Raw genomic sequence first — 12,127 nt, forward strand, 5'->3', positions numbered from 1 at the left:
CTATTGCGCGGCCCCGACAGGTTCACCTGCCGCAGCTGCGCGCTCAACGACGCTCTTGTTCGCTTTGGGGACCAACCTTAGCGCTGCCAATAGTAAAACGAAACCGATCGGCGTGATCCAAAGCGTAGAGAGAACTCCAGCGCTGAGGTCTCCTCCGTTTTGCGCTGAAACGTAACCGGCCGTGTACGGACCGAGACCCAATCCAACCAAAGTCGTTGCGAGAAAGAACGTGGCTGTTGCAGTCCCGCGCATTCGAGGAAGAACCAAGGCTTGGCTACTTGCCGCCGCAGCTCCCAAGGCAGATGCAGCCAAGGCTCCTACGATTACATTCAGGACCAGGAACAGTGTCCAGCTCTCAGTCGTGTACTGCACATACGCAAAGGGAATAGGGCTTAGCAGGCCGAAGAGTATCACCCAAATCCGTCCTCCCTTTGTTTTTTGGTACAGGGTGTCAGCCATGCGGCCACCGAGGATAACACCCAGAAAACCGCCAGCAGCGCCGCCACCACCTAGCCAGAAACCCAGTTCCGCTTTCGAGACATCAAAGACGCGCTCAGCATACGGCGCGCCCCAATAGGATGCAGAATAGGCCATAAACGCCACTGTCCCATATCCGAGGATAGTACAGAGGAATGCAGGGGAGCCCCAGGTTAACGCGAATGTCGGATAGTCTCTGAGGCGTAGGGCACTAGCCCAGCAGAATACCGCATAGTAGCCGATAGCAAGCAGGCACCATTGATCGGAGATTGCAGGCAACGCTACGCCCAGTAAATTACCGAGAGATGCGACAATAATTCCTTGCTCAGCACCCAGCCAAATTGTGATCAGGTGAGCGGCAACTTGTGCGCCAAAAAATACCAGAACGTTTATCGCCAATGCACTTGCGCCGCGCGACGCTGCGCCAACAAACGTGAACGGTGGTATTACAGTATACAGCTCCTGAATGAAGCCGCGGAAGGGGTGGGGATCCTCTTCCGTAGGTAAGCCATCAATGGCACCCCGAACTGGCTCTCGCAGCGTGACAACCCAGATCGCCAAAAGCAAACCTGGCAAGCCAACAGCGATAAACGCGGCTTGCCAGCCAGCCAGACCAAACCATGGGTCTCCATCCGGAAAGTTCTTGTTCCAGTTGTCTACGATCAACCCTCCGATCGCCAACGAAACACCGCCTCCAATATAAAGACCAGATGAATAGATCGCCAATGCGGTCGCACGAAGTCGGGCGGGAAACCAATCTGAAATCAGCGAATATGCCGAAGGACTAGCGGTAGCCTCGCCGACGCCGACACCAATGCGCGCTACGGTCAACGTGGCTGCGTCTCTTGCGAAGCCAGAGACTGCCGTCATTGCAGACCATAGAGTGAGGCCGAGCGTCATCAACCGAACACGCTTCCAACTGTCCGCTAGTTTGCCAAGCGGGATTCCAAACAATGCGTAAAAAATGGCGAAAGCCGTGCCATAGAGGAAGCCCAAATAGGCATCGTCAACACCCAAATCGGCCTTAATATCATTAGCGAGGATCGAGAGAATTTGCCGATCAATGAAGTTCAAGACATAAATTAAAACCAGTACGCTTAACGCGTACCAACTATATGCCGGAACGGGCTGTTCGGCCTGCTCCTGCTCGACTTTGGTGGCTTCTTGCAAGTCCGATCCCCTAGCCCACGACTATATTTTATGGGCCCAAATGTGGTCGGATTAGGCCGCGTACACAGTGCTATCCGTTATTCCTGCTTCGGCAAAACCCTTTTTACGCAAACGGCATGAATCACACAGCCCACAGGCCGCTTGATTGTCGGTTGGATCGTAGCATGACCAGCTCCATGAAGGGTCCAGGCCGAGGCGGTGACATTCAGTCGCGATGTCTGCTTTTGTCATGTCTTGTAGAGGAGTGTGGATCGTGAAGGGATTGCCCTCCACACCTGATTTGGTGCCCAAGCGCGCCGTTTCAGTAAAACTCGCAATGAATTCCGGCCGGCAATCTGGGTAGCCCGAATAATCCAGCGCATTCACACCGATAAAAACGTCTCGCGAACCAGCCGCCTCCGCACAAGCAGTCGTCAATGCAAGAAACACCAGATTTCTCGCAGGCACGTAAGTCACTGGAATATCGTCTCCAAGACCAGACTTAGGCACATCGATTGAATCGGTCAAAGCCGAGCCGCCAAATGAGCGCAAGTCTAGGTCAAGCACCGCATGGCCAACCAACCCAAGGTTTGCGGCAATGGTTTTAGCAGACTCCAATTCAAGCCGATGACGTTGGCCATAATCGACCGATAGAGCCCTGACGGAATAGCCTTGCTCTTGCGCGATGGCAGCGGTCACCATGGAATCAAGCCCGCCAGAAAGCAGGACGATTGCTGTTGGTTTGGTGGTAGTCTGATTCATGGCCGATCACTTAGCCTGAAACGGTCAATTAGCAATCAACAGCTTCCGGTTCGACGGGCTTCTGCGGCAAACTGGAAAGGCTTACCCGCCGCAATCCCCTGGCTTTCAATTTGGACCAGTGAACCTGTTTCACGGCGGATCGATGTACGCCCGTATCCATTGCCGGCACAGGTATAGTGCACGGCCACTTTTGAGGTATCGTCTTCAACAACGAAGCGGTTGCAGCCATTGTCGGTATGGCGCAGCTGGATTAGTTCCTGACCGCTCTTTACGCAGATCTTGCGAGCAGGCGAGCCGTCGCGATACTTAACCGTCCACTCGCCCTTAGCCAATTCGGAAAGCATGGCTAAACTGTCCGATTGTGCAAGAGCGGGCAAGGCAAAACCAAGCGCGCCCGCTCCAAGCAGTGCCGCCGCCTTTCTAGTCAAACTCACTTTGCCGTTGGTCATCAGATGATCATTGCCTTTTTCGTCATATTCGCTTGCACATAATCGCAATACACGGATGAGCCGTTCCTGAATAGCGACAAACCGTTAAATTTGTAGTTCAAAGTCCTTCGCACAGAAGGCGCAATCGACGACTATCTTGCCAGCTTCGTTGCGCATTTCGGCCTGCTCAGCTCTGGGAAAACGAGTAATGACGCCCTCATAATAGTCCGCACTGCAACGGCAACCGCGCGTTAATATGGCCCCTGGCTGGACCAAAACCTCATGCTCTTCATGGAATAAGCGCCATACAAGACCTTCCATGGAAAGAGTAGGGTCAAGCAGTTCATCGTGGCTCACACTCGATGCCATTACGGAGACATGCTCCCAATCCGGATGATCCATGCGGACGTGTAGTCGTTCACGCCCTTCTTCACCATCAGCCAAATGCTGTATCAGTAGCCCCGCAGCCACTGGTCCGTTGCTACCTGAGCGGCTGGCAACGCGGATCATGGTTGGGATCTGCTCGGATTGCGTGAAGTATGCTTCACATGCTTCGGTTAGCGTCTCCCCTTCCAGCGGCACAATGCCTTGATACCTTTGGCCCGGACCGGTGTCGAAAGTGATCGCTAAAAAGCCCTCTCCGAACATAGCTGAGAGCGTGGGATTTGCGCCTAATCCCTTTAAGCGCTCCTCATCGAATTCCGCATAGCCACGCATTTCGCCAGCGCGAAAATCGCAGACCAGCAGCGATACAACACCAGTCTGCGTCTGAGCTTGCAGTGTCAGTTGTGATTTCTCACCCTTCAGCAAGCCCCCCATCAGCGCGCCCAGCACCAGCGCTTCGCTCAAAAGATGGGTAATGGGAGGTGGGTAGTTATGCGCCGAGAGAATGTTTGAAACGACATCGTCCAGCCGCACCAAACGTGCACGTGCACTGCGCGCCGGCAATGTGAAGCCGAGGATCTTATCGGCAAAAGTCTCTGTCTGGGTTTCCATAAATCGCCATATGGTGCCTCTTGGTTGCGCCGATAAGTCCCCAGAAGAAAATCGCCGCTTTTAAGCAATTAAACCAAAGCTCCAGAGCAGGATCGATTTCTGTGCATGGATGCGATTCTCAGCCTCATCAAAAACCACGGAACGCTCGCTCTCGAACACGCTTTCGCTGACTTCCTCACCCACATGGGCAGGCAAGCAATGCAGAAAAATCGCGTCATGCTTGGCATTTGACATCAATGGTGCGTTGACCTGGTACGGTTCCATCGCTGCGCGCTTTTCATCAGCGTCAGCCTGACCCATCGAAATCCATGTGTCGGTAGCAATCACATCGGCAGCCTTCGCTGCCTCTGCTGCATCTTGGGTTAGCAGCACATTTGAGCCACCAGCGCGGGCAGTCTTAACAAATTCGGCTTCTGGCTCAAACCCTGCAGGTGTCGCCACGCGAACATTGAACTTCATCAAACCCGCCGCTTCGAGAATTGAGTGAAGCACATTGTTGCCATCGCCAAGCCACGCAACATCAAGTCCCGGTAAAGCTTTGCCATGCTCGATGATTGTCAGCAAATCGGCCACGATCTGGCAGGGATGCGAACGGTCTGTCAGGCCATTGATGACCGGAACGCTGGCGTGCCTCGCCATTTCTTCGATCTTGGCATGATCGTCTGTCCGCAACATGATGGCATCAACCATACGGCTCAGGACGCGGGCTGTGTCGGCGATAGACTCGCCGCGCCCAAGCTGGCTTGACCCTGCCTCTAAAATCAACACTGTCCCGCCTAGCTGGCGCATTGCGATATCAAAACTCACCCGGGTGCGGGTCGAGTTTTTTTCAAACACCAGCGCAAGAACGCGGCCTTCTAAAGGACGGTCGGCGTCCGGTTTACCCTTGGGCCAGTCAGTTCGGGCCGATTTGCGATCAATCGCGTCATTAATCATGGCCGCTATGGCATCCGGCCCAGCATCGCCCAAATCAAGGAAGTGGCGCGCAGCCATTATGCTGGTTCCGGCGCCTTGAAGCTCGCAGCACCTGCCGAAAGCTTTTCAAAGAACTCTTCGATCTCAGCATCGCCGATTACAAGCGGCGGGATCACGCGCAAAGTCTGGTCGCCCGCAGCCACCGTCAGCAACTGGTGATTATCGCGCAGATGGACGAAAAACGGCCGGCTTTCGACCTTCATCTTGATGCCAAGCATCAGGCCTTTACCGCGCACCAGGTCGAACAAATCAGGATAGTTTCCGATAAACTGCTCAAGGCGCGAACGGATACGCTCGCCCTTTTCAGTGACCTCAGCAAGAAACTCTTCGTTCGCCACTGCATCCATAACTGCGCTGCCCGCCGCCATGCCCAACGGGTTCCCGCCATAGGTCGATCCATGCGTGCCAAATGTCATGCCACGCGCGGCCTTTTCAGTCGCGAGGCAGGCGCCGATCGGGAAACCCCCGCCCAAGCCTTTGGCGCTCGCAAGAATGTCGGGATCAATGCCGTAATGTTCGTGCGCGTACATTTTGCCTGTCCGCGCGACGCCGCATTGCACTTCATCCAGCACAAGCATCAGATCGTGTTCGTCAGCCAGCGCGCGGAGGCCTCGCATAAACTCGTCTGATGCGGGGCGAATGCCGCCCTCGCCCTGGATCGGCTCCACAAGGAAGCCCGCCGTGTTCGGACCCATCAACGCCTTGGCCGATTCCAGATCGTCGAATTCGGCATATTTGAACCCTTCGAGGAGCGGCGAGAAGCCGTGATGCATCTTCGTTTGGTTCGATGCGCTGATCGTAGCCATCGTCCGACCGTGAAACGCATTGGCGAAGGTGATAATTTCAAAGCGGTTGGCATCGCCATCTTCACCGGCATTCTGGTGATAGGCGCGCGCGCATTTGATCGCTGTCTCGACTGCTTCAGCACCCGAGTTTGTGAAAAACACAGTGTCCGCAAAACTGTTATCGACCAGCTGCTGCGCCAGCTTTTCGCCCTGAGGACTGCCATAAAGGTTCGACACATGCATGAGCGTTTCAGCTTGCCTCTGAACCGCTCCGATCAACCCTGCATGCGAATGCCCGAGCAGGTTGACCGCGATGCCGCTCGCGAAATCGAGGTAACGTGTCCCGTCCTCGTCAATCAAATGACAGTGCTCACCGCGAACAGGGCGCACACCGCAGCGCGGATAAACAGGCATGAGCGGAGTAATCGACATAACGTGATTCCTAATTTGGAAATCGGGTACAAAAACAAATGGCGGCCCATAACTGAGCCGCCATCTGGATTGAGATAAGGCCGCTCTTACGCTTGGCCAAACGGCCTGATGAGTTTTTGGAGGGTTACTCCTGAACCTTCGCAAGATTGACCGCAGAATGCTTTCCGCGCCGATCCACTTCTAGGTCGAATTCGAACCGTTCGCCTTCGGCAATTTCGGTCAGACCTGAACGCTCAACAGCGCTGATATGCACGAATGCATCCGGCTGGCCATCATCGCGTACGAGGAAACCAAAGCCCTTCATTGAATTGAAGAATTTGACCGTACCGGTTGCCTTCTCACCCGTCAGCTCTCGCTTCGGAGGGCCGGCATCGGCTTTGGGTGCTGCGATGACATCACCGACAACCTGTAAATCTTGGGCAGAAACTTTTCCGCCGCGATCGACCAGGTTGAACTCAAGTTCCTGACCCTCGGCCAGGCCCTCAAGACCCGCGCGTTCGACTGCGCTGATATGCACGAACACATCTTCACCGCCAGTTTCCTGCGCGATGAAGCCAAAACCTTTTTCGCCATTGAAGAATTTCACGGTGCCTTTGCCGGTGCCTACGACTTGTGCAGGCATACGGTTAAAGCCGCCGCCTCCGCCGCGATCTCCACCGCCACGATCACCGCCGCCCCCGCCGCGTGGCCCGCCGCGATCACCGCCGCCGAAGCCGCCGCGTGAGCCGCCACGATCACCGCCGCCGCCGCTATAGCGGTCGCCGCCACGATCATTTCCGAAATCGCTCGGCGGGGAATATCCATCCATACCGCCGCCAAAAGGATCAAAGCTGTCCTCGCCGAATCCGTCGCGCTTGTCCTTGCCGCGCCGACGTCCCCTATCGTAACCCATAATTCCGTACGTACCTTGTCACACTGTCCCGACCTTCAACACGTCGGTAGCGAGGACAGTGATCCGTACCGAACGCGGGCAAGATTTCGACGGATCGAAATCGCCCTCTTGCACAAGTCATAGCGTACAAAGCGCTGCTTTGCGAATGTTTTAACTCGTGGAGCCTTCTTCGCGCAAAAATATGACATTTTCGAACCACTTTTGTGATGTTCCGGCGTGAATCCCAATTTGAAATAACGCTCTTTGGCGAGTAGCACTCGTGCGAAACTTTAAAAGGCGCACCAATTAGTGAGCACATTTCGCAAATTGTCCGAATCGGTTCTTGCCAGTCCCCAGATCGATAAAGCCGACATCTCGCTGGCCAAAGATCAGGGGATCACCCTTATCGTGAACAACCGTCCCGATGATGAGGAGCCCAGTGCACCTCAAGGCGATGAAATCGCTGCAGCCGCCAAAGCGGCAGGATTGGCCTACCTCGCAATTCCCATCGGTCACGCGGGTTTCAGTGAGCCTCAGATCGACCAGATGGTTACCGCGCTGTCCGATACCGACGGTAAAGTGCTGGCTTACTGCCGATCCGGCACACGTTCCACGTTTCTCTGGTCTCTGGCAGAAGCCAAGATTGGCAGTGACCCAGATGAGATCGCAGCCGCAGCAATGGCTGCGGGCTACGATGTCAGCCCGATCCGCCCAATGATCGACATGCTTGCCGCTCGCTAGAGCCTATTTGCGGTAATCAAGCGGCGGTGCACGGTCGCCCAGCAGAGAGCGATATTCGTAATCATCGCCCCTTGCAGCATCGAATTCGGCACGCGCGGCTGCGCGCAGTTCGGGATTGGTGAAGAGCTCGACCGCCATTAGCGTCATCGATTTTGCGGCCACTTGGGTGCCTTTGTGTCCGATTGAGTGCCCGCTCGCCGCGACAGCTTGCCAGCTATGCGCGCTGGTTCCCGGGACCCATGTCGCCGTGCGAACGCCAACGGTGGGGGTGGCCCAAGACACATCGCCTACATCGGTTGAGCCATATCCAAGGCTCTTCCCGTAGTCGCCAATCTCGCCCGCGCTTTCGAGCGGCTTCGCCGAATCGCCCAGCGATTCCTGCAGTTGTTCAGCCCACGCGCGTTCTTCATCGGTATACTCTACGCCGCCGACCTGGCGCAGTTTCTGGTCCATCACTTTGGCAAGGGTTTCGTTGACGAGCAATGGGTTGTTGCCGTGTATCACTTCCCACTCAACTTCGGTGCCGGTTCCCATAGCCCCTCCGCGCGCTGCAGCTTCTAACCGCGTCCAGATTTCCTCAACTCCATCAGGATCAGGGTGCCGGACATAGTAGAACACTTCGGCGAAATCGGGCACCACGTTCGGAGCGTTTCCGCCCGATGTAATAACATAATGCATCCGCGCATCCTGCGGCATATGCTCATGCAGCATATTGGCCATCATGTTCATCGCTTCCGCTCCGTCCAATGCGCTGCGTCCGCGCTCCGGCGCGCCAGCAGCGTGCGCTGAAATCCCTTTAAAGCGGAACTTGGCAGAACGGTTGGCGAGGCTCGTTTGCGCCGCTGCGCTGTTTTCATCATCGGCGTGCCAGTGGATCGCCACATCGACATCGTCGAACATGCCCGCACGGGTCATATATACCTTGCCAGAGCCGCCTTCTTCCGCAGGAGTGCCGTAAAACCGGATGCGGCCAGGGGTGCCTGTTTCTTCCAACCATTTCTTGATGGCGATGGCGGCGACAAGCGATCCGGCGCCAAACAGATTGTGCCCGCACGCATGGCCTGCATTCTTCCCCTCGACAATCTCCCGCAAAGGTGATGCCGACTGGTTGATACCTGGCAACGCATCCATTTCCGCCATGATTGCGATAACAGGCCCACCTTCGCCCCACTCGGCCAGAAACGCTGTCGGGATATCCGCGATGCCTTGTTCAATCCGAAAGCCTTCTCCCGAAAGCTCGCTTTGGAGCAATGCGCTTGTTTCTGTCTCCAGATAGCCAAGCTCGGCCAGTTCCCAGAGCTGCTGCGCAACACGCGCCGTCCGATCAGCATCCGCGTTAACGAATTCTACCGGATCGACCCCATGATCATCGGCAGACAAAGGTGTTGTCGCCACCAGCAAAGCGATGCTCGCAGCGGCAGCCAGCGGTTTGAACGGCAATTTCATGGCAATCTCCTGTTGCCCCAAGCTTGCCGCAAAGTGCCGCTCATGCCAATCCCGCATGATCATGGACATCCACCCTCAAATCCTGACCTTTGGCGGTTCGCTAATCGCGATTCTTGCCATAACCGGCTTTGCAAAGCTCCTCCGTCTTGGGGGAAAGCCAACCTTGTCTAATGAGGACGAGGCAAGGCGCGCAGCTACAGAAGTGGTTGACGGGTATGAGGCTTCCGAAGTCGCGCTCGACACAAACGGCGCAGGCGCTTTGCTCAGGGATGCAAGCAGCCAGATCATGGTGATCAAGCCGCACGGTAATCAGTTTGCCGGCCGGATTCTTACTTCCCAAGCGAGCGTGCTGGTCGAGGACGGACACACCATTATCTCCACCGGTGAAGCTCGTTTTGGCTGCGTAACTCTTATGCTCGCAAGGCCAGAGCCTTGGGTAGACGCGATCAATCGGTTAAACGGCACGGAAGATGCCTGAATTCTCCCCCACCCAATTTGCTGTGCCGCTTTTCGTGGTTGCCGTTCTCGCAGAGATACTGTGGGCGAGATTCCGCGCGCCCGAGAAATATGAGCCGAGAGATACGCTCATAAGTCTAGCGTTTGGATTGGGCTCTACAGTTGCAGGCGCTTTGTTCGGCGGCTTTGCGGTCTATGTGTTCATCGCTGCTTACGAATACCGCGTGTTTGACCTTGGCCCTGAATGGTGGAGTGTCTGGTGGGCATGGCCGCTCGTCTTTGTGTTGGATGATCTCAAATATTACTGGGTTCACCGCGCAGGGCACCGAATCCGCTGGATGTGGGCAAGCCATGTGAACCATCATTCCAGCCAGCACTACAACCTGTCCACCGCGCTGCGGCAATCGTGGACCGGATCGTTTACCTTTGGACTGCTGTTTGCATTGCCGCTTGTGCTGCTCGGATTTCATCCGGGTATGATCGCAATCGTTGGCGGGTTCAATCTGATCTACCAATTCTGGATTCATACCGAAGCCATCGATCGGATGCCGCGTTGGTTTGAGGCCGTGATGAATACACCGAGTCACCACCGCGTCCACCATGCCACCAATCCGCGTTATCTCGATCGGAATTATGCCGGTGTCTTTATCATTTGGGACAAGATGTTCGGCACATTCGAAGCTGAGACCGATGACGAGAAAATCCGCTACGGTATCATAAAGCAGCTGGGCAGTTTCAACCTGCTCTGGGCAGTGTTTCACGAATGGATCGGCATGATCAGCGATATCTGGCGCGCGCCATGGAAGCACAAGCTTTCCTACCTGCTGCGCGCACCCGGCTGGAGCCATGATGGATCGCGCGACACATCGGACACAATCCGCGAGAGATGGCGAGCCCGAACAGGACAAATCGAGGCTGCAAATTCGGTTGCACAGCGAAACCCGATTGAAAGCCCGCGCGAACCTGCTTAATCCTGTCTCCTAGAGGAGAGATCATGGAGAGTTTCGATTACGTCGTTATCGGCGGAGGTAGTGGTGGCAGCGCAGTTGCAGGGCGCTTGGCCGTAGATGGCACGCGCCGTGTGTGTTTGATCGAAGCCGGCGGGCGCAATGACAACGTCATTATCAAAACGCCCGGCTTCATGCCCTTCATCCGCAATTCCTCGAATTACAAATTCGACACTGTCCCGCAAAAGGGGCTGAATGGCCGGATCGGATATCAGCCGCGCGGGAAAGGCCTTGGCGGGTCTTCGGCGATCAATGCCATGGTCTATATTCGCGGCAACAAATGGGATTACGACAATTGGGCCGATATGGGCTGCGATGGCTGGTCGTACGACGATGTGCTGCCCTATTTCAAAAAAGCTGAATCGAATGAGCGCGGCGGTGATGATTATCACGGCGATGGAGGGCCATTGTTTGTCTCTGACCAAGGCTCTCCCAATCCCACAAGCCACGCTTTTGTAGAGGCCGCCGCATCGCTTCAGATGCGGCCCAACGACGACTTTAACGGGGAACGGCACGAGGGTTTCGGCCTCTATCAAGTGACCCAGCGCAATGGCGAACGTTGGTCTGCTGCGCGCGCTTATGTCGAGCCGATCCGCGACCAAGGCAATTTCGCTGTCTGCACAAACACGCTGGTTGAAAAGCTGGTGATCGAAGGCGGGCGGGTCACCGGAGTGATGGTAAAGCGCGGGAAACGCAGCGAGATGATCTATGCCAAACGCGGCGTGATCCTTTCGGCAGGCGCGTTCAATTCTCCGCAGATATTGATGTTGTCGGGTATCGGCCCAGCGCAGCATTTGAAAGACAACGGCCTTGATGTGGTGTTGAATCGCGAGGCTGTTGGCGGCAACTTACAAGATCACATCGACTATGTGTCCGGCTGGGAAACGGAAAGCGATGTTCCTATCGGCGGCACGTTGAAAGGCACGCTCAAGATGGCAGGCGCCATTTTTGAGCACCGCCGTAAGCGTACGGGCGCAATGACCACACCTTATGCTGAGGCAGGCGGTTTCTGGACCGTGATGAACGACGCGCCTGCACCAGATATCCAATGGCACTTCGTTCCAGCGGTGCTGGAAGATCATGGCCGCGAAAATGTGAAGGGCTACGGCTTTTCGCTCCATGCCTGCGTGCTGCGCCCGGAAAGCAAAGGCACCGTTCGACTCGGCTCGGGTGACGCAGCCGCTGCGCCGGTGATTGATCCGAACTTCCTCGACGATGACCGTGACATTGCCACTTTGCGCGAAGGCATACGCCTTTCGCACCGCATCGCTGATGCGCCGCCGCTGCAAGTTTACGGACCTACCGACCGTCACCCCGTTGATCTCAATGACGACGCAGCGCTGGACGAAATGATCCGCAACCGCGCTGACACTGTTTATCATCCAGTCGGCACGTGCCGAATGGGCGCAGATGATGACGCGGTAGTCGATCCGACGCTGAAAGTGCGCGGGCTCGAAGGCCTATGGATCGCCGATGCCAGCGTGATGCCAAAGATCGTCAGCGGCAACACAAACGCGCCAAGCATCATGATCGGTGAGCGCTGCGCAGACTTTATCAAGGCCGCCGAGAACCGCTGAAACCTCGCAAATTGCGTGGCGAACA

The 12,127-nt window shown here is 55.9% G+C and carries 12 protein-coding genes; 4 read left to right on the plus strand and 8 right to left on the minus strand.

Features of this window, described 5'->3' with window-relative positions:
* The 7 genes from KCG46_RS02290 to KCG46_RS12695 all read right to left on the minus strand — a co-directional run bounded on the left by KCG46_RS02290 (position 1) and on the right by KCG46_RS12695 (position 6,896).
* Positions 1 to 1,647 (minus strand): MFS transporter, encoded by a 1,647-nt coding sequence (locus KCG46_RS02290; RefSeq protein ID WP_218403727.1) that lies wholly within the window; start codon positions 1,645 to 1,647, stop codon positions 1 to 3.
* A 51-nt stretch (positions 1,648 to 1,698) separates the two neighbouring features.
* The gene (gene queC, locus KCG46_RS02295) at positions 1,699 to 2,388 is read right to left on the minus strand and encodes a 7-cyano-7-deazaguanine synthase QueC (protein WP_218403728.1); all 690 of its coding nucleotides are present in this window, start codon (positions 2,386 to 2,388) and stop codon (positions 1,699 to 1,701) included.
* Positions 2,389 to 2,423: 35 nt separating this feature from the next.
* On the minus strand, positions 2,424 to 2,837 hold the full coding sequence (locus tag KCG46_RS02300) for a hypothetical protein (RefSeq protein WP_218403729.1): 414 nt from the start codon (positions 2,835 to 2,837) through the stop codon (positions 2,424 to 2,426).
* Between the two features lie 84 nt (positions 2,838 to 2,921).
* On the minus strand, positions 2,922 to 3,812 hold the full coding sequence (gene hslO, locus KCG46_RS02305; protein WP_218403730.1) for an Hsp33 family molecular chaperone HslO: 891 nt from the start codon (positions 3,810 to 3,812) through the stop codon (positions 2,922 to 2,924).
* Positions 3,813 to 3,872: 60 nt separating this feature from the next.
* Positions 3,873 to 4,805: an ornithine carbamoyltransferase gene (gene argF / locus KCG46_RS02310; protein ID WP_218403731.1), complete on the minus strand. Its 933-nt coding sequence runs from the start codon at positions 4,803 to 4,805 to the stop codon at positions 3,873 to 3,875.
* Positions 4,805 to 6,004, minus strand: a complete 1,200-nt coding sequence (locus KCG46_RS02315) for an aspartate aminotransferase family protein (RefSeq protein WP_218403732.1) — start codon at positions 6,002 to 6,004, stop codon at positions 4,805 to 4,807. The genes argF and KCG46_RS02315 overlap by 1 nt, the downstream gene beginning before the upstream one ends.
* 124 nt (positions 6,005 to 6,128) lie before the next feature.
* The gene (locus KCG46_RS12695; RefSeq protein ID WP_218403733.1) at positions 6,129 to 6,896 is read right to left on the minus strand and encodes a cold-shock protein; all 768 of its coding nucleotides are present in this window, start codon (positions 6,894 to 6,896) and stop codon (positions 6,129 to 6,131) included.
* 288 nt (positions 6,897 to 7,184) lie between these two features.
* Here KCG46_RS12695 and KCG46_RS02325 point away from each other — a divergent pair, with 288 nt between their 5' ends.
* The gene (locus tag KCG46_RS02325; protein ID WP_218403734.1) at positions 7,185 to 7,616 is read left to right on the plus strand and encodes a protein tyrosine phosphatase family protein; all 432 of its coding nucleotides are present in this window, start codon (positions 7,185 to 7,187) and stop codon (positions 7,614 to 7,616) included.
* Positions 7,617 to 7,619: 3 nt separating this feature from the next.
* Here KCG46_RS02325 and KCG46_RS02330 read toward each other — a convergent pair whose 3' ends face one another.
* Positions 7,620 to 9,062: an amidohydrolase gene (locus KCG46_RS02330; protein ID WP_218403735.1), complete on the minus strand. Its 1,443-nt coding sequence runs from the start codon at positions 9,060 to 9,062 to the stop codon at positions 7,620 to 7,622.
* 61 nt (positions 9,063 to 9,123) lie between these two features.
* Here KCG46_RS02330 and KCG46_RS02335 point away from each other — a divergent pair, with 61 nt between their 5' ends.
* Genes KCG46_RS02335 through KCG46_RS02345 form a run of 3 tightly spaced genes read left to right on the plus strand, consistent with a single transcriptional unit; the run spans position 9,124 to position 12,102 of the window.
* Entirely contained in the window at positions 9,124 to 9,540 is a 417-nt protein-coding gene (locus KCG46_RS02335) for a hypothetical protein (RefSeq protein ID WP_218403736.1), read from the plus strand.
* Positions 9,533 to 10,489, plus strand: coding sequence for a sterol desaturase family protein (locus KCG46_RS02340; RefSeq protein ID WP_218403737.1), 957 nt, complete (start codon positions 9,533 to 9,535; stop codon positions 10,487 to 10,489). The genes KCG46_RS02335 and KCG46_RS02340 overlap by 8 nt, the downstream gene beginning before the upstream one ends.
* Before the next feature lie 23 nt (positions 10,490 to 10,512).
* Entirely contained in the window at positions 10,513 to 12,102 is a 1,590-nt protein-coding gene (locus KCG46_RS02345; RefSeq protein ID WP_218403738.1) for a GMC family oxidoreductase, read from the plus strand.
* The last annotated feature ends 25 nt before the right edge of the window (positions 12,103 to 12,127 follow it).

Source organism: Erythrobacter crassostreae, assembly GCF_019204045.1.
Taxonomy (GTDB): Bacteria; Pseudomonadota; Alphaproteobacteria; order Sphingomonadales; family Sphingomonadaceae; genus Erythrobacter; species Erythrobacter crassostreae.

Coding starts and splice junctions, on each gene's coding strand:
- queC (WP_218403728.1), bottom strand. CDS start 2,388: ATGAATCAGACTACCACCAAACCAACAGCAATCGTCCTGCTTTCTGGC.
- KCG46_RS02300 (WP_218403729.1), bottom strand. CDS start 2,837: ATGACCAACGGCAAAGTGAGTTTGACTAGAAAGGCGGCGGCACTGCTT.
- hslO (WP_218403730.1), bottom strand. CDS start 3,812: ATGGAAACCCAGACAGAGACTTTTGCCGATAAGATCCTCGGCTTCACA.
- argF (WP_218403731.1), bottom strand. CDS start 4,805: ATGGCTGCGCGCCACTTCCTTGATTTGGGCGATGCTGGGCCGGATGCC.
- KCG46_RS02315 (WP_218403732.1), bottom strand. CDS start 6,004: ATGTCGATTACTCCGCTCATGCCTGTTTATCCGCGCTGCGGTGTGCGC.
- KCG46_RS12695 (WP_218403733.1), bottom strand. CDS start 6,896: ATGGGTTACGATAGGGGACGTCGGCGCGGCAAGGACAAGCGCGACGGA.
- KCG46_RS02330 (WP_218403735.1), bottom strand. CDS start 9,062: ATGAAATTGCCGTTCAAACCGCTGGCTGCCGCTGCGAGCATCGCTTTG.
- KCG46_RS02335 (WP_218403736.1), top strand. CDS start 9,124: ATGGACATCCACCCTCAAATCCTGACCTTTGGCGGTTCGCTAATCGCG.
- KCG46_RS02340 (WP_218403737.1), top strand. CDS start 9,533: ATGCCTGAATTCTCCCCCACCCAATTTGCTGTGCCGCTTTTCGTGGTT.
- KCG46_RS02345 (WP_218403738.1), top strand. CDS start 10,513: ATGGAGAGTTTCGATTACGTCGTTATCGGCGGAGGTAGTGGTGGCAGC.